The sequence below is a fragment of the Pseudomonas sp. 43mfcvi1.1 genome (genome assembly GCF_900115935.1).
Taxonomy (GTDB): Bacteria; Pseudomonadota; Gammaproteobacteria; order Pseudomonadales; family Pseudomonadaceae; genus Aquipseudomonas; species Aquipseudomonas bijieensis.
On record NZ_UETT01000011.1, the window covers coordinates 68,573 to 90,746 of the forward strand.

The 22,174-nt window shown below is 61.4% G+C and carries 20 protein-coding genes; 9 read left to right on the forward strand and 11 right to left on the reverse strand.

Annotation, left to right across the window (positions count from 1 at the left end; genetic code table 11):
- Positions 1-55 precede the first annotated feature (55 nt).
- From pqqA to DTP52_RS20700, 6 genes are all read left to right on the forward strand, one after another.
- Positions 56-130, forward strand: coding sequence for a pyrroloquinoline quinone precursor peptide PqqA (pqqA, locus tag DTP52_RS20675; protein WP_003177660.1), 75 nt, complete (start codon positions 56-58; stop codon positions 128-130).
- 80 nt (positions 131-210) lie between these two features.
- Positions 211-1,122, forward strand: a complete 912-nt coding sequence (pqqB, locus tag DTP52_RS20680; RefSeq protein WP_109754991.1) for a pyrroloquinoline quinone biosynthesis protein PqqB — start codon at positions 211-213, stop codon at positions 1,120-1,122.
- A gap of 212 nt (positions 1,123-1,334) precedes the next feature.
- A complete protein-coding gene (gene pqqC, locus DTP52_RS20685) occupies positions 1,335-2,087 on the forward strand; it encodes a pyrroloquinoline-quinone synthase PqqC (RefSeq protein ID WP_109754992.1) in 753 nt (250 codons plus the stop codon).
- Positions 2,084-2,359 (forward strand): pyrroloquinoline quinone biosynthesis peptide chaperone PqqD, encoded by a 276-nt coding sequence (pqqD, locus tag DTP52_RS20690; protein WP_109754993.1) that lies wholly within the window; start codon positions 2,084-2,086, stop codon positions 2,357-2,359. Before pqqC ends, pqqD begins: the two co-directional genes overlap by 4 nt.
- The gene (gene pqqE / locus DTP52_RS20695; RefSeq protein ID WP_109754994.1) at positions 2,331-3,500 is read left to right on the forward strand and encodes a pyrroloquinoline quinone biosynthesis protein PqqE; all 1,170 of its coding nucleotides are present in this window, start codon (positions 2,331-2,333) and stop codon (positions 3,498-3,500) included. Before pqqD ends, pqqE begins: the two co-directional genes overlap by 29 nt.
- Positions 3,466-5,295 carry a S9 family peptidase gene (locus DTP52_RS20700; protein WP_109754995.1) on the forward strand — a complete coding sequence of 610 codons (1,830 nt, stop codon included), beginning with the start codon at positions 3,466-3,468 and terminating at the stop codon, positions 5,293-5,295. The genes pqqE and DTP52_RS20700 overlap by 35 nt, the downstream gene beginning before the upstream one ends.
- Before the next feature lie 137 nt (positions 5,296-5,432).
- On the opposite strand, the gene DTP52_RS20705 is transcribed toward DTP52_RS20700, so the two are convergent.
- The 11 genes from DTP52_RS20705 to bioB all read right to left on the reverse strand — a co-directional run bounded on the left by DTP52_RS20705 (position 5,433) and on the right by bioB (position 18,437).
- Positions 5,433-5,591 carry a YqaE/Pmp3 family membrane protein gene (locus DTP52_RS20705; RefSeq protein ID WP_038436734.1) on the reverse strand — a complete coding sequence of 53 codons (159 nt, stop codon included), beginning with the start codon at positions 5,589-5,591 and terminating at the stop codon, positions 5,433-5,435.
- A gap of 344 nt (positions 5,592-5,935) precedes the next feature.
- Positions 5,936-7,714 (reverse strand): acyl-CoA dehydrogenase C-terminal domain-containing protein, encoded by a 1,779-nt coding sequence (locus tag DTP52_RS20710; protein ID WP_109754996.1) that lies wholly within the window; start codon positions 7,712-7,714, stop codon positions 5,936-5,938.
- Positions 7,715-7,917: 203 nt separating this feature from the next.
- A complete protein-coding gene (locus DTP52_RS20715; protein ID WP_109754997.1) occupies positions 7,918-9,714 on the reverse strand; it encodes an acyl-CoA dehydrogenase C-terminal domain-containing protein in 1,797 nt (598 codons plus the stop codon).
- A gap of 92 nt (positions 9,715-9,806) precedes the next feature.
- Entirely contained in the window at positions 9,807-11,096 is a 1,290-nt protein-coding gene (locus tag DTP52_RS20720; protein ID WP_109754998.1) for a GGDEF domain-containing protein, read from the reverse strand.
- Between the two features lie 242 nt (positions 11,097-11,338).
- Positions 11,339-13,144 (reverse strand): phenylacyl-CoA dehydrogenase, encoded by a 1,806-nt coding sequence (locus tag DTP52_RS20725; protein WP_109754999.1) that lies wholly within the window; start codon positions 13,142-13,144, stop codon positions 11,339-11,341.
- 275 nt (positions 13,145-13,419) lie between these two features.
- A complete protein-coding gene (locus DTP52_RS20730; protein WP_109755000.1) occupies positions 13,420-13,716 on the reverse strand; it encodes a pyrroloquinoline quinone biosynthesis protein PqqE in 297 nt (98 codons plus the stop codon).
- A gap of 119 nt (positions 13,717-13,835) precedes the next feature.
- Positions 13,836-14,516 (reverse strand): dethiobiotin synthase, encoded by a 681-nt coding sequence (bioD, locus tag DTP52_RS20735; RefSeq protein ID WP_109755001.1) that lies wholly within the window; start codon positions 14,514-14,516, stop codon positions 13,836-13,838.
- Entirely contained in the window at positions 14,513-15,325 is an 813-nt protein-coding gene (bioC, locus tag DTP52_RS20740) for a malonyl-ACP O-methyltransferase BioC (RefSeq protein WP_109755002.1), read from the reverse strand. The genes bioD and bioC overlap by 4 nt, the downstream gene beginning before the upstream one ends.
- Complete coding sequence (locus tag DTP52_RS20745) at positions 15,318-16,049, reverse strand: alpha/beta fold hydrolase (RefSeq protein ID WP_109755003.1); 732 nt, start codon at positions 16,047-16,049, stop codon at positions 15,318-15,320. The genes bioC and DTP52_RS20745 overlap by 8 nt, the downstream gene beginning before the upstream one ends.
- Positions 16,042-17,220 carry an 8-amino-7-oxononanoate synthase gene (bioF, locus tag DTP52_RS20750; protein ID WP_109755004.1) on the reverse strand — a complete coding sequence of 393 codons (1,179 nt, stop codon included), beginning with the start codon at positions 17,218-17,220 and terminating at the stop codon, positions 16,042-16,044. The genes DTP52_RS20745 and bioF overlap by 8 nt, the downstream gene beginning before the upstream one ends.
- A 161-nt stretch (positions 17,221-17,381) precedes the next feature.
- Positions 17,382-18,437 carry a biotin synthase BioB gene (gene bioB / locus DTP52_RS20755; protein WP_109755005.1) on the reverse strand — a complete coding sequence of 352 codons (1,056 nt, stop codon included), beginning with the start codon at positions 18,435-18,437 and terminating at the stop codon, positions 17,382-17,384.
- 90 nt (positions 18,438-18,527) lie between these two features.
- Here bioB and DTP52_RS20760 point away from each other — a divergent pair, with 90 nt between their 5' ends.
- From DTP52_RS20760 to DTP52_RS20770, 3 genes are all read left to right on the forward strand, one after another.
- Entirely contained in the window at positions 18,528-19,268 is a 741-nt protein-coding gene (locus tag DTP52_RS20760; RefSeq protein ID WP_109755006.1) for a ComF family protein, read from the forward strand.
- Between the two features lie 56 nt (positions 19,269-19,324).
- A complete protein-coding gene (locus tag DTP52_RS20765) occupies positions 19,325-20,089 on the forward strand; it encodes a TOBE domain-containing protein (RefSeq protein ID WP_109755118.1) in 765 nt (254 codons plus the stop codon).
- 66 nt (positions 20,090-20,155) lie between these two features.
- Entirely contained in the window at positions 20,156-22,057 is a 1,902-nt protein-coding gene (locus DTP52_RS20770; RefSeq protein WP_109755007.1) for a PhoX family phosphatase, read from the forward strand.
- Positions 22,058-22,174 lie beyond the last annotated feature (117 nt).

The window sequence follows — 22,174 nt, forward strand, 5'->3', positions numbered from 1 at the left end:
TATAGGTCTCACCCGTTCCATCTAACGAAAGCAGCCCAACCAAAGGAGTATTTCCATGTCCTGGTCCAAACCCGCATATATCGACCTGCGTATCGGTTTCGAAGTCACCATGTACTTCGCCAGCCGTTGAATGCTGCAGGCGCTTAAGCACGCAGCACTACGCCTCGGTCAGCCGAGGCGTTTTTATTTCGGTTTGCAGATGGAGCAGCCATGTTCGTCCAGATTCTAGGTTCTGCCGCCGGTGGCGGTTTCCCCCAGTGGAACTGCAACTGCGCCAATTGCGCAGGTTTTCGCAACGGCAGCCTACGGGCCCAGGCGCGCACCCAATCGTCCATAGCCCTTTCCGATGACGGCGTGAACTGGGTGCTGTGCAACGCCTCTCCGGACATTCGCGCCCAGCTCCAGGGCTTCGCCCCGATGCAGCCAGGCCGGGCGCTGCGCGACACCGGCATTGGCGCCATCATTCTGATGGACAGTCAGATCGACCACACCACCGGCCTGCTCAGCCTGCGTGAGGGCTGCCCACATCAAGTCTGGTGCACCGACATGGTCCATGAGGACCTGAGCACCGGCTTTCCGCTGTTCAACATGCTGACCCACTGGAACGGTGGGTTGAGCTGGAATCGCATCGAGCTCGACCAGAGCTTCACCATCCCGGCCTGTCCGAACCTGCGTTTCACGCCGTTGCCATTACGCAGCGCCGCCCCACCCTATTCACCGCACCGCTTCGATCCGCACCCGGGCGACAACATCGGCCTGATCGTCGAAGACCTGCGCACCGGCGGCAAGCTGTTCTATGCCCCGGGCCTGGGCAAGGTCGACGGACAGTTGCTGGAGATTATGGCCGGCAGCGATTGCCTGTTGGTGGACGGCACGATGTGGGACGACGATGAAATGCAGCGCCGTGGCGTCGGCACGCGCACCGGTCGGGAAATGGGCCACCTGGCACAAAACGGTCCCGGCGGGATGATCGAAGTGCTGGAGCAGTTGCCCTTGCCGCGCAAGATCCTTATCCATATCAACAACACCAACCCGATTCTGGATGAAGACTCACCCGAGCGGGCTGAACTGGTACGCCGAAAGATTGAAGTGGCTTACGACGGAATGAGTATTGAGTTGTAGGAAAGGCGGAACCAATGTGGGGGTGAGCTTGCAGTGTGCCAGTCAAGATTGACGCTGGCTGACAGAACGCTATCGCGAGCAGGCTCGCTCCCACAGTAGTCCGAGTCGTACTGGATATCTGACTCACAGCAAAACCAGTGTGGGAGCGAGCTTGCTCGCGATGGGGCCAACCCTGACGCCACAGAACCCACGGGCATTTCCCGGAGACCGAAATGACTGACACCCCCCTGTCCCCCACCGAGTTCGAAGCGGCCCTGCGCGCCAAGGGCACGTATTACCACATCCATCACCCGTATCACGTGGCGATGTATGAAGGCCGCGCCACTCGCGAGCAGATCCAGGGTTGGGTCGCCAACCGATTTTACTATCAGGTGAACATCCCGCTCAAGGATGCCGCGATCCTGGCCAACTGCCCGGATCGGGAGATCCGTCGCGAGTGGATCCAGCGCCTGCTCGACCATGACGGCGCGCCCGGCGAGGACGGTGGTATCGAAGCCTGGCTGCGGCTGGGCCAGGCGGTGGGCCTGGATCCCGATCAACTGCGTTCCCAGGAACTGGTGCTCCCGGGTGTGCGTTTCGCGGTGGATGCTTATGTCAACTTCGCCCGCCGGGCCTGTTGGCAGGAAGCCGCCAGCAGCTCGCTGACCGAACTGTTCGCCCCGCAGATCCACCAGTCGCGCCTCGACACTTGGCCGCAGCACTACCCGTGGATCGACCCGACCGGCTACCAATACTTTCGCACCCGTCTGAGCCAGGCCCGGCGCGATGTGGAACATGGCCTGGCGATTACCTTGCAGCACTACACCACCCGCGCCGGGCAGGAGCGCATGCTGGAGATTCTCCAGTTCAAACTGGACATCCTTTGGAGCATGCTCGACGCCATGAGCATGGCCTACGAATTGAACCGTCCGCCCTACCACAGCGTGACCGCGCAACGGGTGTGGCACAAAGGGATCGCCTTATGAGTTTCGACCGCAGTAAAACCCCGCGCTGGCGCCCCGGCTATCGCTTCCAGTACGAACCGGCACAGAAGGGCCACGTGCTGCTCTATCCTGAAGGCATGATCAAGCTGAATGACAGCGCGTCGCTGATCGGCGGTCTGATCGACGGCGAACGGGATGTCGCGGCCATCATCGACGAGTTGGCCAAGCAGTTCCCGGACGTGCCGGAACTCGGTGACGACATCGAGCAATTCATGGAGGTCGCCCGTGCACAGCACTGGATCGAACTTGCCTGAGACCACCGGGCTGCCACCCAAGCCTGAAGTCGGCCTGCCGCTGTGGCTGCTGGCGGAGCTGACCTATCGGTGCCCGCTGCAATGCCCGTATTGCTCCAACCCGTTGGATTTTGCCGAGCAAGGCAAGGAGCTGAGCACCGAGCAGTGGTTCAAGGTCTTTCGCGAGGCCCGAGAGATGGGCGCCGCGCAATTGGGCTTTTCCGGCGGTGAGCCGCTGGTGCGCCAGGACCTGGCCGAACTGATTGGCGAGGCGCGCAGGCTGGGTTTCTATACCAACCTGATCACCTCCGGCATCGGTTTGACCGAACAGAAAATCAGCGACTTCAAAAAGGCCGGCCTGGACCATATCCAGATCAGCTTCCAGGCCAGCGACGAGCAGGTGAACAACCTCTTGGCCGGCTCGAAGAAAGCCTTCGCGCAAAAGCTGGAAATGGCCCGGGCGGTGAAGGCTCACGGCTATCCGATGGTGCTGAACTTCGTGACCCATCGGCACAACATCGACAAGATCGACCGCATCATCGAGCTGTGCATCGCCCTGGAAGCCGACTTCGTCGAGCTCGCCACCTGCCAGTTCTACGGCTGGGCACAGCTCAACCGCGTCGGCCTGCTGCCCACGCGGGAGCAATTGGTACGGGCCGAGCGCGTCACCAACGAATACCGCGCCAAGCTGGAAGCTGAAGGTAATCCGTGCAAGCTGATCTTCGTCACGCCGGACTACTATGAAGAACGCCCCAAGGGCTGCATGAACGGCTGGGGCAGCATTTTCCTCACCGTCACGCCGGACGGCACGGCATTGCCCTGTCACGGCGCCCGACAGCTGCCGGTGCAGTTTCCCAACGTGCGCGACCACAGCATGCAGCACATCTGGTACGACTCGTTCGGCTTCAACCGTTTCCGCGGTTATGACTGGATGCCCGAACCGTGTCGCTCTTGCGACGAAAAAGAAAAGGACTTCGGCGGCTGTCGCTGCCAGGCGTTCATGCTGACGGGGGACGCGAGCAACGCCGACCCGGTGTGCAGCAAGTCCGAACACCACGGAGTGATCCTTAAGGCGCGCGAAGACGCCGAGCACGCTACGCAAACCATTGAGCAACTGGCCTTCCGCAATGAACGAAACTCGCGCCTCATCGCCAAAGGCTGACCCTTTCAGCGCCGCCCAGGCCGTGGCCGCCGGCACCGACTTCGCCGAACTGCAGGTCGGGCCCCTCGGCTTGTTCTGGAATGAATACCGTCCCGAAGACGGCGCCTGCCGGATCTGGCATTGGCAAGATGCCAAGGCCCGCCGCCTGACACCGGACGGGTTCAGCGTACGCAGCCGGGTCTATGAATACGGCGGTGGATCGTTCTGCCTGAGCCATGACGGTGTGTTGTTCATCAATGAAGCCGACCAGCAGCTGTACCACCAATCCCTGAATGACGAGCAGCCTGTGGCGCTGACCTCGGGTGACTGCCGCTATGGGGATCTTGGCTTCGCCGACGGCCAGGTATTGGCGGTGGAAGAACAGGCCAACCAGCATCGCCTGGTGTCGATCGGGTTGGCGGATCATCAGCGACATCTGCTGGCAGAAGGCGCGGATTTCTATGCATCGCCGACCGTGAGCCCGGACGGCCGGCGGCTCGCCTGGATTGAATGGAGCCGCCCGCACCAACCCTGGACAGCAACGCGGTTGATGCTGGCCGAGCGCACTGCCCAGGGTTGGGGTGAGCCGCGCTGTGTGGCGGGCAACGATGGCGAGGAGTCCATCCAGCAGCCGCGCTTCGACGCGTCCAGTCGCCTTTACTGCCTGACTGATCGCGGTGGTTACTGGCAACCCTGGATGGAATCGCCTCAAGGCCTGCAAGCACTGCCCTCCGCCCAAGCCGATCACGCCCCGGCGCCATGGCAACTGGGTGGCCGTACCTGGCTGCCGCTGGACGAACACACCTACCTGGCGAGTTGGACCGACGCGGGTTTCGGACGTCTGGGCCTGTGCCACAGCGACGATGCCGATGAGGACTTCACCGGCACCTACACCCGCTTTCGCAGCCTGGCGCTGGATGAAAGGTTCATCTACGCCGTTGCCGCCTCACCGACCAGCCCATCGGCGATCATAAGCATTGAGCGCCATAACCACGCAGTGGCAGTGCTGGCCGGCGGCGTCGCGCCGTTGCCCATCGAACAGATCAGCCCCCCTCGAACCCTGCGCTATCCATCCGCGTCGGGTGACGCCCACGGGTTCTTTTACCCGGCCATGAATGCACCCGCGAAGCCGCCATTGGTCGTGTTCATCCACGGCGGCCCCACTTCGGCCTGTTATCCGTTGTTCGATCCGCGTATCCAGTATTGGACCCAACGTGGCTTTGCCGTCGCCGACCTCAACTACCGTGGCAGCAGCGGTTATGGCCGAGCATATCGACAGGCGTTGCATTTGAATTGGGGCGTGGTCGATGTCGAGGACGCTTGTGCAGTGGTCGCGTATCTCGACGAACAGGGCCTGATCGACGGTCGTCGCGCATTCATTCGGGGCGGCAGTGCCGGTGGCTACACGACCCTTTGCGCCTTGGCGTTCCACGATGTGTTCCGCGCCGGCGCAAGCCTCTATGGTGTCAGCGACCCTGTCGCCCTGGGGCGTGCCACGCACAAGTTCGAAGGGGATTACCTGGATTGGCTGATCGGCGACCCACAACAGGACGCCGAACGCTACCGCGCGCGTACGCCGCTGCTGCATGCCGATCGAATCCGCGTACCAGTGATCTTTTTCCAGGGCGAGCTGGATGCCGTAGTCGTGCCGCAGCAGACCCGCGATATGGTCAGTGCGTTACAGGCGAACGGCGTTACGGTCGAGGCGCATTACTATCCCGATGAGCGTCACGGCTTTCGCAAGGCTGCGAACCAGGCGCATGCGCTGGAGCATGAATGGTTGTTCTATCGCAGGGTGATGGATAGCCCCACATAGGGGAAATGCAAAATCAATGTGGGAGCGAGCCTGCTCGCGATAGCAATGGTTCAGTCAACATCTCCGAGACTGATAAACCGATATCGCGAGCAGGCTCGCTCCCACAGGTTTCCAACCAGCCTATTAATCATGCCGGTTCAGCGCTTGGCGATGATGTACACCGCATGCACGATGCCGGGGATGTAACCCAACAGGGTCAGCAGGATATTCAGCCAGAAGGCCCCGCCAAAACCGACCTGCAGGAAAACCCCCAGTGGCGGCAGCAGGATGGCGATAATGATTCGAATGATATCCATGGATAACTCCTGATTGGCGATGGCTACGTTGCCACATAGCTCATTGACCCACGACCGCTCGTCAGGGTTCAGTGAAAAACAACCAGGATGGGTGGCCGAACGGCCAAATCCGATAACGACAAAAAACGCAGGCAAAAGAAAACCCCGCCGAAGCGGGGCTTTGCAGACTGTTTCCCTGACATCCCTTTCACTCCGCCTTCCTGGCAGAATCCTACGTGTCCGTGTTGTTGCTCTGCGCATCCTGCGCGACGTCCATGTGAAGTAGATTAGCCCTGGATCCAATCTACTGATAGAGGGAAAATGCCAGCACATTGTGTAAGCGTTTGCTTACACAATGTCAGCTTTTAGAACTGCCCGGGCTCCAACAGGAACAGCGACTCGCTGCCCGCTTTCACCGAAGCACTCAGCGAGTGGATACGTGGCAGCAGACGGGCGAAGTAGAACCGTGCCGTGCCCAGTTTGCTCGCGTAGAAATCATCCTGGCTTTCTTTGCCCAAGGCAGCCTTGGCCATCAGTGCCCACATGTAGGCATAGGCGGTGTAGCCAAATGCCTGGAGATACTCCACCGACGCCGCGCCGATTTCGTTCGGGTTGCTCTTCGCCCGATCCAGCAGCCATTCAGTCAGTTCATCCAACGTACCGACCGCATCGTTCAGCGGCGTGGTGAACTCCGCCAGATCGCTGCTAGCGGTGGCGGTGAAGTGGCGGATTTCATCGGCAAACAACTTGTAGAACGCACCGCCGCTGCCGACGATCTTGCGCCCTACCAGGTCCAGCGCCTGGATACCGTTGGTGCCTTCGTAGATCTGGGTGATACGCACATCGCGCACCAGTTGTTCCTGCCCCCATTCACGGATATAGCCGTGGCCGCCGAAAATCTGTTGGCCGTGGACCGTGGTTTCCAAGCCCAGGTCGGTCAGGAAAGCCTTCGCCACCGGTGTTAGCAACGCCACCAAGTCCTCGGCGCGCTTACGGGTGGCAGGGTCCTCACTGAACTTGGCAGTATCCAATTGCATCGCCACGTAAGTGGAGAATGCCCGGCCACCTTCGTTCGAGGCTTTCATGGTCAGCAACATCCGGCGCACGTCGGGATGGACGATGATCGGGTCGGCGACCTTGTCCTTGTTTTGCGCACCGGTTGGCGAGCGGCTTTGCAGGCGATCACGGGCGTATTCGACGGCGTTCTGGTAGGAACGCTCACCGGAGGCCAGGCCTTGGATACCCACGCCCAGGCGCTCGTAGTTCATCATGGTGAACATCGCCGCCAGGCCTTTGTTCGGTTCGCCTACCAGGTAACCCACGGCTTCGTCGAAGTTCATCACGCAAGTGGCGGATGCCTGGATACCCATCTTGTGTTCGATCGAGCCGCAGTTGGCCGGGTTGCGTGCGCCCAGGCTGCCATCGGCATTGACCATGAACTTGGGCACCAGGAACAAGGAAATGCCTTTCGGGCCTGCCGGCGCGTCCGGCAGTTTCGCCAACACCAGGTGGATGATGTTCTCGGTGAGATCGTGTTCGCCGCCAGTGATGAAAATCTTCGTGCCGCTGACCTTGTAGGAGCCGTCGGCCTGGGGTTCGGCCTTGGTGCGGATGATTCCCAGGTCTGTACCAGCATGAGGCTCGGTCAGGCACATGGAACCGGCCCAGATACCGGCGTACATGTTCGGCAGGTACGCCGCCTTCAGCTCTTCGCTGGCATGGGCATTGATCGACAGGCAAGCGCCGGCGGTCAGCATCGGGTACAGACCGAAGGACAGGCTGGCGGAGTTGACCATTTCCTCGACCTGGGCCGAAACGGCCTTGGGCATGCCCATGCCGCCGTACGTCGGATCACCGCCGACACCGACCCAACCGCCTTCAGCGTAAGTCTTGTAGGCCTGTGGAAAACCTGCCGGCGTGGTGACGGCACCGTCAGCCCAGTGGCAGCCTTCTTCGTCAGCGGCGCGGCTGAGGGGGGCGATGCTTTTGCTGGTGACTTTGCCGGCTTCTTCAAGGATCGCTTCGACCGTTTCAGCGTCCACGGTGTCGGCCAGCGCCGGCAGTTGGGCCCAGAGTTTCGCGACCTCGAACACTTCATTGAGGACGAAGCGCATATCGCGCAGGGGCGCTTTGTAGTCAGCCATGGCAAACCTCGCAGGATCTAAACAGTTGGTTCGTATGAAAACGGTTTTTGCAGTGGCTGGAGTGTACCTCAACAACTTTTAAGACACATAGGGTCAACCCATGACCGTTTTGTTATTTTTAGTCACAGCATATGCTGAGGGATTTGCCGTGGCGAGGAAGCTTGCTTCCACTGGGATGGAGCAGCTCTCTCGCCACGGTTCAGTCAGAGAGCAAACAACTCCGCTGGCATCTTCATCAAGCAGTCACTTCCAGCCTCGATGGCGGCCCGATGGGCGGTCGTGCGTGGCAGCAGGCGCTTGAAGTAAAACTCGCAGGTGACCAGTTTGCCCCGGCAGAAATCCCCATCGCCGTTGCCACCGTCGAGTTGCGCCTGGGCCACCAAGGCCATGCGCAGCCACAGGTAGGCCAGGATGATGTAACCGCTGTACATCAGATAATCCACGGAGGCGGCACCCACTTCGTCCGGGTTCTTCATGGCCGCCATGCCGACCCGGGTAGTCAGCTCGCCCCATTGCTGGTTGAGGCCGTCGAGTTGCGCGACGTAATCCTTGAGCTGCGGATGTCCGGCATTCGCAGCGCAGAATTTGTGGACGATTTTAGTGAAGCCACGCAGCAGCTTGCCCTGGCTGCCCAGCACCTTGCGCCCCAATAGATCCAAGGCCTGGATGCCGTTGGTGCCTTCATAGATCGGCGCAATGCGACAGTCACGCACCAACTGCTCCATCCCCCACTCGCGAATGAAGCCATGGCCGCCGAACACTTGCATGCCGTGGTTGGTCACCTCCAGCCCGGTGTCGGTCATGAAGGCCTTGCAGATCGGGGTGAGGAACGCCAACAGGTCCTCGGCGTCCTGGCGGGCGGTTTCGTCCGGGCTCAGATGGGCGGTGTCGAGCAGTTGCGCGGTGAAATACGTCAGCGCCCGGTTGCCTTCGTTGAAGGCCTTCATGGTCAGTAACATCCTGCGCACATCGGGATGGACGATGATCGGGTCGGCGACTTTTTCCGGCGCCTTGGGACCGGTCAGCGCGCGCATCTGCAAACGTTCGTTGGCGTATTTGATCGCGCCCTGGAAGCTCGCTTCTCCCAGGCACAGGCCCTGCATGCCAGTGCCGAGCCGGGCATGATTCATCATGGTGAACATGCAGTTGAGGCCTTTGTTCGGCTCGCCGATCAGGAACCCCTTGGCTCCATCGAAATTCAGCACGCAAGTGGCCGACGCCTTGATGCCCATCTTGTGTTCGATCGAGCCACAGGAAACGCCATTGCGCGCCCCCGCCTCACCCGTGGCGTCGGGCAGGAACTTGGGCACGATGAACAACGAGATGCCTTTGGTCCCAGCGGGGGCGTCCGGCAACTTGGCAAGCACCAGGTGGATGATGTTATCGCTCATGTCGTGTTCGCCGGCGGAAATGAAGATCTTGCTGCCGGAGATCGCGTAGCTGCCGTCGGCCTGGGGCGCGGCCCGGGTCTTGATGATGCCCAGGTCGGTGCCGCAGTGGGCTTCGGTCAGGCACATGGTGCCGGTCCACTGGCCGGAGGTGAGTTTGCTCAAGTAGGTCTGTTTCTGTTCTTCGGTGCCATGGGCGTGAATCGCCGACATGGCGCCGTGGGTCAGGCCCGGGTACATGCCCCAGGAGGTGTTGCTGGAGCCGATCATCTCGCTGATGACCAGGCCCAGGGAACTGGGCAGGCCCTGGCCGCCATACACCGGGTCCGCCGCCAGCCCATGCCAGCCGCCCTCCACGTACTGTGCGAAAGCCTGCTTGAAGCCTGTAGGCGTGGTGACTACGCCGTTGTCGAAATGGCAACCTTCTTCGTCACCAGAGCGATTGAGCGGCGCCAGCACGTTCTCACAGAATCGGGCGCCTTCCTCGAGGATCGCGCTGACCATGTCCGGGCTGGCATCGTTGGCACCCAGTTCGGCGTAACGGCCATGGAAATCGAAGACGTGATCGATCAGAAAGCGCATGTCGCGCAAGGGGGCTTTGTACTCGGGCATGGTGGTTTTCTCCGGTAGCAGATCGTTTCCAACCTACTGCCGGCCACCCAAGCCCACAATCACAGTCCAGACGCTGAATGCGCCGTCATCACTCAACCCGCGGCGGCGTCCATGCGCACCGCGCCACGGCGGTTCTGCCCGAAGGCGATCACACAGTTACGCCCCGCGCCCTTGGCGTTATAGAGCGCCTGGTCGGCGGACTTGAGCACTTCTTCGGGTGTACGTTGTTCAACGCGTTCGGCCACGCCGATGCTGACGGTCACCGATACGCTGGACGCACCGGCGCCAGAGCGACGCTGACGGCCTTGTTGATCGTCCTGGGGACGGCTGTCGGGATTGCGCAGCTGGATGGCGTACGTCTCGATGGACTGGCGGATGACTTCCAGATGGGGCATGCACTCGTCGATGGTCTTGCCCGCGAACACCAGGGCAAATTCCTCCCCGCCATAGCGATACGCCCTGCCGCCACCGCCGATCTTCGACAGTTTGCTGGCGACCAGGCGCAGCACCTGGTCACCCACATCGTGACCATGGGTGTCGTTGAATTTCTTGAAGTGGTCTACGTCACTCATCGCCAACACATAGTTGCGCCCCAGGCGCTGCATGCGCTCGTTCAGCGCCCGACGCCCCGGCAGGCCGGTGAGCTCGTCACGGAAGGCCATTTGGTAGGCCTCGTGAGCGACCGCAGCGGCGATCATCAACATCACCTGGCTGCACATGATGTTCAGGGTGAACGGCAGGATGAAAGTTTTCGGCAACATCCAGAACAACCCGAGCAACCCCACCAATTGCGCGGCATGCAATGGCCGGGGGTTGCGCCAGTATTGCCAGGCCAACAGCAGGAACACGGCGGCGAACATTGGGTAGGACAATTGGATCAGGCTCATCCAGGCGCCGTGCAACGCGGGCCAGCGGATCTCCGAAAGCCACAACAGCAAGGCCTGGGGAAAACTCTGCTCCAGGGCCAATGCCACGCTGCCAAAGACCAGCAACACCGCGAACCGCGCCACCATGTCCTGGAACAGATGAGTGCGCTCCTGCCACGCCGCGAACAACCCGAACAACAGTGGCAACAACAGGCAGACAAGATGGAATACCACAGCGGCGTCTTCGCGCACCTTGCCGTTATCGCGGTAGAAGTCGGTCTGGGTATCCAGGAGGAAATAAGCGATGTATACCGTGACCATCAGAAACAGTTCACGTTGACGTCGGTAGACGGCGCAGTACGCCCCGCCCAGCAATAACACCAGCGTCGGAAGAACGTTGAACAACGAGGTGAAGAAAACGTTGAGATCCTTGACGTAGGCAGCCGCAAGTCCCGCCAGCAAAAGCAGTAACGATGGTAGGAAATGGCTTAGACGTACAGCGGAAGAACGCGGCAAGGGTAAAGCTCCGACCCGGCTGAGCAAAGATGGCATTGTGCCTGCAACTGGAGCAGTAAGGCACGCTGGATGTGACAGATGTCACACTGCCACCCCTGTAACGGCAGGAGGGAATGTTTTCTTAGGTGCTGTTTGATGAATGTTTTTCGAAATATCTCAAGATCCCACAGGGAGATTTAGGCGAACATGAAAAAGCCGCTGCTCCCGAAGAAGCAGCGGCTTTTGGAAGAACCGCGTGAGGCTTAGTAGCCCAGCGCGAAGTCCTCTTCTTTCATGTCCATCAGGTTGTTGGCGCCCGACAGCATGGCTGCCACGTGGGTACGGGTGCGCGGCAGGATGCGCTGGAAGTAGAAGCGCGCGGTCTGCAGCTTGGCGGTGTAGAAGGCTTCTTCGGTAGTACCGGCGGCGAGTTTCTCCGCAGCCAGGCGTGCCATGTCGGCCCAGAAATAGGCCAGGCAGGCGTAACCGGAGTACATCAGGTAGTCCACCGATGCCGCACCGACTTCCTCGCGATCCTTCATGGCCGCCATGCCGACCTTCATGGTCAGCTCGCCCCATTCCTTGTTCAGCGCAGCCAGGGGTTCTACGAACTCCTTGACCGCTTCGTTGCCTTCGTTGCTCTGGCAGAACTTGTGGACGATCTTGGTGAAGCCCTTGAGTGCCTCGCCCTGGGTCATCAGCACTTTACGGCCCAGCAGGTCGAGGGCCTGGATGCCGGTGGTGCCTTCGTACAGCATCGAGATACGGCTGTCGCGAACGTTCTGCTCCATGCCCCACTCAGCGATGAAGCCGTGGCCGCCGTAGATCTGCACGCCATGGTTGGCCGATTCGAAGCCGACTTCAGTCATGAAGGCCTTGGCGATCGGCGTCATGAACGCCAGCAGCGCATCGGCTTTTTTCTTCTCTTCTTCATCTACGCCGTACTTGACGATGTCGACCTGCTTGGCGGTGAAGTAGACCATCGCCCGATTACCTTCGGCGAAAGCCTTCATGGTCAGCAGCATGCGACGCACATCAGGGTGCACGATGATCGGGTCGGCAGCCTTTTCCGGTGCTTTCGGGCCAGTCAGGGAGCGCATTTGCAGACGATCGCGGGCATATTTCAGGCCGCCCTGGAAACCGATTTCGGCGTGGGCCAGGCCTTGCAGCGCGGTGCCCAGGCGTGCGGTGTTCATGAAGGTGAACATGCAGTTCAGGCCTTTGTTCGCCGGGCCGATCAGGTAACCGGTGGCCGCGTCGAAGTTCATCACGCAAGTGGCGTTGCCGTGGATGCCCATCTTGTGTTCCAGGGAACCACAGCTCACTGCGTTGCGCTGACCGATGGAGCCATCGGCGTTAGGCAGGAATTTGGGAACGATGAACAGCGAAATGCCCTTGGTGCCGGCGGGAGCGTCCGGCAGGCGAGCCAACACGATGTGGACGATGTTGTCGGCCATGTCGTGTTCACCGGCCGAAATGAAGATCTTGGTGCCACTGACCTTGTAGGAACCATCGGCCTGAGGCTCGGCCTTGGTGCGCAGCATGCCCAGGTCGGTGCCGCAGTGCGGTTCGGTCAGGCACATGGTGCCGGTCCATTCGCCGGAAACCAGCTTGGTCAGGTAAGCCTCTTGCTGCTCAGGCGTGCCGTGTTCGGAAATGGTGTTCATCGCGCCATGGGACAGGCCTGGGTACATGCCCCAGGACCAGTTGGCTTCGCCGACCATTTCGCTGACCGCCAGGCCCAGGGACTCCGGCAGGCCTTGCCCGCCGTGCTCGACGTCGTGGGCCAGGCTTGGCCAGCCGCCTTCGACGAATTGCTTGTAGGCTTCCTTGAAACCGGTCGGGGTCTTCACGCCGGACTCGCTCCAGGTACAGCCTTCGATGTCGCCCACGCGGTTCAGCGGAGCTAATACCTGCTCACAAAACTTGGCGCCTTCTTCGAGAATGGCGTCAACCATGTCCGGAGTTGCATCCTGGCAAGCCGGAAGGCTCTGATAATGCGCTTCGTAGCCAAGCAGTTCGTCACGAACGAAGCGAATATCACGCAAGGGGGCCTTGTAGTCAGGCATAGCGATAAACCTCTGCTGATGTAACCGGGAATGAACGACCGCGTGGATTTGTTGTAGCGGTCAAACAGTTGTTTGAAACATACGTTTACGCCCAAATCTTGTCAAGCGCCGATCTTTTGCCATTCGTCATCAGCTTGGGAAAAATGTCGGACACGGAAAATCCATCGCACTGAAGAACTCGCGGTGTGCGTAGGAAATATTAGTTGAGCAATAAGACGTTAGAGACAAGAACGCCGCGAATAATCGCGGCGTTTTCGTAAATCTGAAGAACAGGATCAGGCGAAGGTATCGATCAACGTACCGAGCATTTCGTCGGATGCCTTGGCCACGCTCACACCCAGTTGCACCTGGAACTTGCCTTGGGACAGTTCGACCACGTTTGCGGCCTGGTCCGACTGTTGGCTGCGATCCACCGAACGCAGGCGATCAACCTGCACTTCGGACGACTGACTGGTGACCGAGCGCTCGATCGTGGTGTTGGCAATCTGGCCGGCCGCCTGATCGACACGGTTCTGCCCTGTCTGAATCGTACTCAGACCGGCATAGAACGCGGTGTTTCCTGAGATTTCCATGGCAGAGCTCGTCTTCTTGAAGGGTCGACAGTGGCCATTGAACCAGAAGCCTGCGGAAAAGGCCCGACAAAAACACTAATGGCACAGTGCCGCGTCATAGGCAAAACCTTGGCGTGGTTTCAGTCCAGCAGGTCCAATTGAAGGTGTTCGGCCACGGCTTCGGCCGTCACGCTTTGGATTCGTGCCACCCGGCCCAGGCAAGGCGCCGGAAGTCGCTCGGCCAAGGTTGCCAGGTTTTCTTCCAGGCGCGAGGTGGCCGGGTCGATGATGTTCGCGACCCAACCGGCAAGCTGCAAGCCATCACGGGCGATCGCCTCGGCGGTCAACAACGCATGGCTGATGCAGCCCAGGCGCACGCCCACCACCAGAATCACCGGCAAGCCCAGCGCTATCGCCAGGTCGGAAAGATTGTCCTGGCCGGCCAGCGGCACTCGCCAACCGCCCGCACCTTCGATCAAGGTGAAATCGGCGCCCAGCGCCAGCACTTCGCGCATCGGGCCTAGCAACGACTGCACCGTCAACGCAACGCCCGCCTCCCGGGCAGCCAAGTGCGGCGCTATTGCCGGTTCGAACGCCACCGGATTGACCTGTGCATAAGTCAACGGTATCGAGCATTCGGCTAGCAAGGCCAAGGCATCGGCATTGCGCAGGCCCTTGGGTGTCACCTCGCAACCGGAGGCCACGGGTTTGCCAGCGGCGGTACTCATGCCAGCCTGCCGCGCAGCATGCAGCAGGCCTGCCGCGACGGTGGTCTTGCCTACATCGGTGTCGGTGCCGGTAATGAAATAGGCCTGGCTCATAGCGGTTTCTCCAAGACGGCGTAGACCACCTGATAGGTCGCGGGCAACCCCTGCGCCTGTCGAAACTGTTCGTAGGCTTCAACCAACGCCAGGATCCTCGCCCTGCCCGTCAACCCACCGGGCCGGCCAGAGTTCAGATTGTGGGCGCCCAAGGCTTTCAGCTCGTGGGTCAGGCTGCGCACATCGGAGTAATGCAACACATGGGGACAATTTTCAAGACTGAGAACATGCAGCCCGCTGGCCGCGCACAACTGTCGATACGTCTCGAATGCGCGGAAACGGTTGACGTGTACCAGGCCATCCACCTGACGCCAACTGTCGCGCAATTCGTACAAAGTGCCCACACAAAGGCTGGTAAAGGCAAAAACCCCACCCGGTTTCAATACACGATGAGCCTCACTCAGCACCGAGGCAAAATCCGCGCACCACTGCACCGCCAGGCTGGAGAACACCAAATCGCAACTCGACGCCTGCAAGGGCAGTCGCTCCGCGTCGCCGGCGACAAAATGCGCAGCTCCGCCCTGGGGACGAGCATGGTTGAGCATGCCTTCGGCGATATCCAGTGCCAGGCCGGTCGTCTCGCCGAAACGCGCGCCGAGGGCCCGGGTGAAATAACCGGTGCCGCAACCCAAGTCCAGCCAACGTTGTGGGATAAACGAAGATGGCAAGCGCCCGAGCAACTGTTGGCCCACGTCGCGCTGCAACTCGGCCACGCTGTCATAACTGGCTGCAGCCCGGGAAAACGAAGCCGCCACCTGGCGCTTGTCGGGCAAGGCACCGGGTAATTTGGGAAGAGACAAATCAGTCATCACCGGACTCATGCAAAAAAGCCTGGATCGCCCCCGCCACACCGTGCGGGTCCTCCAGAAGGAATCCGTGACCGGCCTGTTCGATCAGACCGATTTCGACATCCGGCAGCAAGACCAACAACTCACTCGCGGCTTCAGCCGGTACCAGGGCATCGAGCCCGGCAAACAGATGCAGTTGCGGACCGCGAAAGCTTTGCAATGCCTGACGGGTGTCCAGTTGCACCAGCAGTTCGAGCCCGGCCATCAATACCTCGGGCGAAGTACTCGGTGCACCGGCCAATAGCAATCGCGACAATCCACGCGGATCACTGCAGCCCTGGGCGCATAGCAAACTGAAACGCTTGAGGGTCTGGCGTGGATCGGCGGCACACCCGGCGAGAAAGCCATCGAAGGTTTCAGCGGCCATTGCACTCGGCCATTGCGCATGGGCGACGAACGAGGGATTGCTCGCCAAGGTCAGCAAGCCGCAGCAGCGCTCACCGCGCCGCGCCGCCAGCGCCGAAGCCAGCATGCCCCCCAGGGACCAACCGCCCAGCCAGACATCCTGGGGCACGGCGGCGTCCAACTCCTCGAGCCATTCATCGAGGTCGCTCGATGTCAGTGCCGGCAACGGCTCGATTTCCACCCGCAGATGTTCGTCGAGACCTTGCAGCGCCGCCGCCAATGGCTCAAGCGGCGAAATACCCAAGCCCCAACCGGGCAGCAGTATCAGTCGATCACGCATGGCTTGGCTCCGGTCCCAGTTGGGCAAAACACTCGGCCAGTGCATTCAGCAATAGCTGCACCTGGGCTTCGCTGTGGGCGGCGGTCAGGGTCACGCGCAAACGAGCGCTGCCGGACGGTACGGTGGGCGGACGGATCGCCGTGACCATCAGCCCGCGCTCACGCAGCATCTGCGACAAACGCATCGCCCGCCCCGCATCACCGATCAGGATCGGCTGGATCGGCGTGAAGCTGTCCATCAATTGCAGGCCGATCTGTTCGGCGCCGTGACGGAACTGGCGGATCAGCACCTGCAAATGTTCACGCCGCCAATGCTCGCTGCGCAGCAGTTCGAGGCTCTTGAGCGTGGCACAGGCCAGGGCCGGCGGTTGGCTGGTGGTGTAGATATAGGGACGCGCGAACTGGATCAGGCTCTCGATCAGTTCCTCACTGCCGGCCACAAAAGCGCCGGCGGTGCCGAAGGCCTTGCCCAAGGTGCCAACCAGCACCGGCACGTCATCCTGGCTCAAGCCAAAATGCTCGACGATACCGCCACCATTGGCACCCAGCGGGCCAAAACCGTGGGCATCGTCGACCATCAGCCAGGCGCCCTTGGCCTTGGCCGCACGGGCCAGTGCCGGCAGGTCGGCGATGTCGCCGTCCATGCTGAATACGCCATCGGTGACCACCAGGGTATTGCCAGTGGCTTTCTCCAGGCGATTGGCCAGGCTTTGGGCGTCGTTGTGCAGGTAACGATTGAAGCGCGCACCGGACAACAGCCCGGCGTCGAGCAACGAAGCATGGTTGAGGCGGTCTTCCAGCACGGTATCGCCCTGCCCCACCAGCGCGGTGACCGCGCCGAGGTTGGCCATGTAGCCGGTGGTGAACAGCAGCGCCCGTGGGCGGCCGGTCAAGTCGGCCAAGGCTTCTTCCAAGGCGTGATGTGGGCCGCTGTGGCCAATCACCAGATGGGAAGCACCGCCACCGACGCCCCACCGAGCCGCCCCGGCGCGCCAGGCCTCGATCACCTGCGGATGATTGGCCAGGCCCAGGTAATCGTTATTGCAGAAAGCCAGCAACGGCTGGCCGTCCACCACCACTTCCGGGCCCTGCGGGCTTTCGAGCAACGGGCGCTGGCGATAGAGGTTTTCGGCGCGACGGGCAGCCAGGCGTGCGGCGAGATCGAAGGGCATGCAGGCCTCAACTATTTAAAGACTGGCCAAAAACCTTGTGGGAGCGAGCCTGCTCGCGATAGCGGTGTACCAGTCGACACAAATGCTGAAGGTTCCATCGCCATCGCGAGCAGGCTCGCTCCCACAGTTTCTTGCATTCCAATCAGGGAATCGGTGAGCAATCAAACAGCGGCGTTGTAGAACTGCTCGCTACTCTTCTGCTCCACCAGCGCCTGCTCAATCGCCGCCTGGTGCACTTCATCGGCATGTTCTTCCCGGGCTTCGGGCTGGATACCCAGGCGGGCGAACAACTGCATGTCCTTGTCGGCTTGCGGGTTGGCGGTGGTCAGCAGCTTGTCACCGTAGAAAATCGAGTTCGCACCGGCCAGGAACGCCAAGGCCTGCATCTGCTCGTTCATCGCTTCACGGCCAGCGGACAGGCGTACATGGGATTGGGGCATCATGATCCGCGCCACGGCGAGCATGCGGATGAAATCGAACGGATCGACATCCTCGGCATTCTCCAGTGGCGTACCGGCGACTTTGACCAGCATGTTGATCGGCACCGATTCCGGGTGCTCCGGCAGGTTCGCCAGTTGGATCAGCAGGTTGGCGCGGTCGTCCAGGGACTCGCCCATGCCGAGGATGCCGCCGGAGCAGATCTTCATCCCCGAATCACGCACATAGGCCAGGGTTTGCAGGCGCTCGCTGTAGGTGCGGGTGGTGATGATGCTGCCGTAGAACTCCGGCGATGTGTCGAGGTTGTGGTTGTAGTAGTCCAGGCCGGCCTGGGCCAGCGCTTGGGTCTGGTCCTGGTCGAGGCGGCCGAGGGTCATGCAGGTTTCCAGGCCCATGGCCTTCACGCCTTTGACCATCTCCAGCACATACGGCATGTCCTTGGCCGACGGATGCTTCCAGGCCGCGCCCATGCAGAAACGGGTCGAACCGATGGCCTTGGCACGCGCGGCCTCTTCGAGGACCTTCTGCACTTCCAGCAATTTCTCTTTATCCAGCCCGGTGTTGTAGTGACCGGACTGCGGACAATATTTGCAATCTTCCGGGCAAGCGCCGGTCTTGATCGACAGCAGCGTGGAAACCTGGACGCGGTTGGCGTCGAAGTGCGCGCGGTGCACGGTCTGCGCCTGGAACAGCAGGTCATTGAATGGCTGGACGAAGAGTGCTTTGACTTCGGCCAAAGACCAGTCATGACGCAGGTTGGCAGTGGTGCTGGCGCTCATGGGCATTTCCTTGATTATGCTTGGCTGGCGCCTGGGGGATGGAATACCCACAGGCGCGACACGGATGTTCGGCATATTTAAGGAAGAGTCATGCGCTGTCAACCACGTTACAACGGACCGGTTTACATCTGGTTAAAAAACAAACAATTCTGCTTATTGTGCGGCGAAAGCACCGACACACCACAGCCTATCTGCACACCGTGTGAAAGCGAACTGCCCTGGCTTGGCGATCAATGCCGCGTCTGCGCATTGCCGCTGCCCATGGCCGGACTGCGTTGCGGACAATGTGCCTCGCAACCGCCGGCCTTCGAGCGGGTCCTGGCACCCTGGGCCTACGACTTCCCGGTGGACAGCCTGATCACCCGTTTCAAGCATCAGGCGAAGTGGCCCCTGGGCCGGCTACTGGGCGAACTGCTGGCCCAATCGCTGCAGCATCATTTCGACGAAGGCCTGGAACGGCCCGACGCACTGGTACCGGTACCACTGGCGACCCGGCGCTTGCGCCAGCGCGGTTTCAATCAGGCGGCGCTACTGGCCCGCTGGCTCAGTGGACCGTTGGCGATCCCTTGCCAAGAAAACCTGCTGCGACGCACCCAGGACACCCCCGCCCAACAGGCCCTCGACGCCAAGGCACGACGGCGAAACCTGCGCCAGGCCTTTGCCCTGGCGCCCGAGGCCGCGTTGCGCAACCGTCACCTGGCGTTGGTCGACGATGTGCTCACCACCGGTGCCACTGCCCAAGCACTGGCGGCCCTGTTGCGCGATGCCGGCGCTGCGCGGGTCGATGTGTACTGCCTGGCCCGCACGCCGAAACCCGGTGAGCCGGCTTGACGTGCCGCGCCCAAGGCGCCAACGTCCGCTCATAGCCTTGCATGCAGTTTTCCGTCATGTCCTTGCCCACGCTTCTGACCCAGCACATCGTTCGGCGACCTCAACGCATCGCCCTGTTGCAGCACATCGCCGAACAGGGCTCGATCACCCGCGCCGCCAAGAGCGCGGGCCTGAGCTACAAGGCGGCCTGGGATGCCATCGATGAATTGAACAACCTGGCGGACCAACCGTTGGTAGAGCGCAGCGTCGGCGGCAAGGGCGGTGGCGGCGCCAAGTTGTCGGAGGAAGGCCTGCGCGTGCTGCGCCTGTATCAGCGCTTGCAAGCGCTGCAGGCCCAACTGCTGGAAGCGAGCGAGGACGCCGGCGACCTGGGCCTGCTCAGTCGCCTGATGCTGCGCACCAGTGCCCGCAATCAATTGCATGGCAAGGTCCTGGGCATCGAGGCGCAAGGGCACAACGACCGGGTACGCCTGGAGCTGGCCCGGGGCCTGGTCATCGAAGCCCAGATCACCCACGACAGCACCCTGCGCCTGGAGCTGGATACCGGCACCGAAGTGGTGGCGCTGATCAAGGCCGGCTGGCTGGAATTGCACCCTGTCGAGCAAGCGGAAAAACCGGGGACCAATACACTGCGCGGCATGATCGAGCAGATCGACGCCGCCCAGGACGGCCCCAGCGAAGTGCGCATAGGCCTGCCCAATGGCCAGACGCTGTGCGCCCTGGCTGAGCCGCTTCAGTTGCAAGCGCAGAAACTGGCAGCCGGCTCACCGGTGCAAGTGACGTTTTCGCCAACAAATGTGCTGCTCGGCACACCGCTGTAGCACGCTGCAACAATAGTTTCATCGACCCGCTTTAAGGTGACTGCCAAAACCAGCAGGGAGCCTGAGATGAGCCTATTAGAAGAAAACCAATCCACCGACCTGGAAAAGATCGTCGGCCTGAGCCGTCGCAGCTTCATCAGCGCCGGCGCCCTGTGCGGCGCGGCGATGTTTTTGGGCGGCAACCTGCTGAGCCGCAGCGTCCTGGCCGCCGCCGTGAGCGAAGGCAACAGCAAGCTGCTGGGCTTTAACAGCATCGCCGCCGCCACGGCCGACACCATCACCTTGCCGCCGGGCTACAAATCCTCGGTGCTGATCAGTTGGGGCCAGCCGCTGCAGAAAAATGCCCCGGCCTTCGACCCCAGTGGCAACGGTACTGCCCGCGCACAGGAAGTGCAGTTCGGCGACAACAACGACGGCATGAGCCTGTTCCCGTTCCCCGGCGACAATAACCGGGCGCTGATGGCGATCAACAACGAATACACCAATTACCGCTACCTCTTCCCCCACGGCGGCCAGCCGCAGTCGGCCGAAGACGTGCACAAGGCCCAGGCCAGCGAAGGGGTCTCGGTGATCGAGGTCCAGCGTCGTCGCGGCCAGTGGCAGTTTGTCCAGGAATCGCGCTACAACCGCCGGATCCACGGCAACACGCCGATTCGCCTGCGCGGCCCGGCCGCCGGCCACGACCTGCTGAAAACCAGCGCCGACAAGAGCGGCAAGAAAGTGCTGGGGACTTTCCAGAACTGCGCCAACGGCATGACACCCTGGGGCACCTACCTGACCTGCGAAGAAAATTTCACCGACTGCTTCGGCAGCAGCAAGTCCGATTTGCAGTTCGATGAAGCGCAAAAACGCTACGGCGCCACCGTCACCAGCCGCGAGATCAACTGGCACCTGTTTGATCCGCGCTTCGACCTGGCAAAGAACCCCAACGAACTCAATCGCCACGGCTGGGTGGTCGAGATCGACCCGTTCGATCCGCAATCCACCCCGGTAAAACGTACCGCCCTGGGCCGCTTCAAACACGAAAACGCCGCCCTGGCGCAGACTAATGACGGTCGCGCCGTGGTGTACATGGGCGACGATGAGCGCGGCGAGTTCATCTACAAGTTCGTCAGCCGCGAACGCATCAACCCGCGCAATGCCAAGGCCAACCGTAACCTGCTGGACCATGGCACCTTGTACGTGGCGCGTTTCGATGCCGGCGACGGCAACCCGGACCATCCCAAAGGCAAGGGCCAGTGGATCGAGCTGACCCATGGCAAGAACGGTCTCGACGCCAGCAGCGGCTTCGCCGACCAGGCCGAAGTGCTGATCCATGCGCGCCTGGCCGCCAGCGCCGTGGGTGCCACCCGCATGGACCGCCCGGAGTGGATCGTGGTCAGCCCGAAAGACGGCCAGGTCTATTGCACCCTGACCAACAACTCCAAGCGCGGCGAAGACGGTCAGCCGGTGGACGGGCCGAACCCTCGGGCCAAGAACGTATACGGGCAGATCCTGCGCTGGCGCACCGACCGCGACGACCACGCCTCCAAGACCTTCTCCTGGGACCTGTTCGTGGTCGCCGGCAACCCAACGGTACACGCTGGCACGCCGAAAGCCGGGTCGTCCAACATCAACGCGCAGAATATGTTCAACAGCCCCGATGGCCTGGGCTTCGACAAAGCCGGGCGGCTGTGGATCCTTACCGACGGTGACTCCAGCAACGCCGGGGACTTCGCTGGCATGGGCAACAACCAGATGCTCTGCGCCGACCCCAACAGTGGCGAAATTCGCCGCTTCATGGTCGGGCCGGTGGGCTGCGAAGTCACTGGGATCAGTTTTGCGCCGGACCAGAAGGCCTTGTTCGTCGGGATCCAGCATCCGGGGGAAAACGGCGGCTCGACCTTCCCTGAGCACCTGCCCAACGGCAAGCCACGGTCATCGGTGATGGTGATTACCCGGGAAGATGGCGGGGTCATCGGCGCCTGATAGGACCTCATCGCGAGCAAGCTCCCACAGGGATCGGCGGTACAACCGAAGATCCACTGTGGGAGCGAGCCTGCTCACGATAGCGTCAGCACAGCCACCACCTATCTGCCTCCGTCT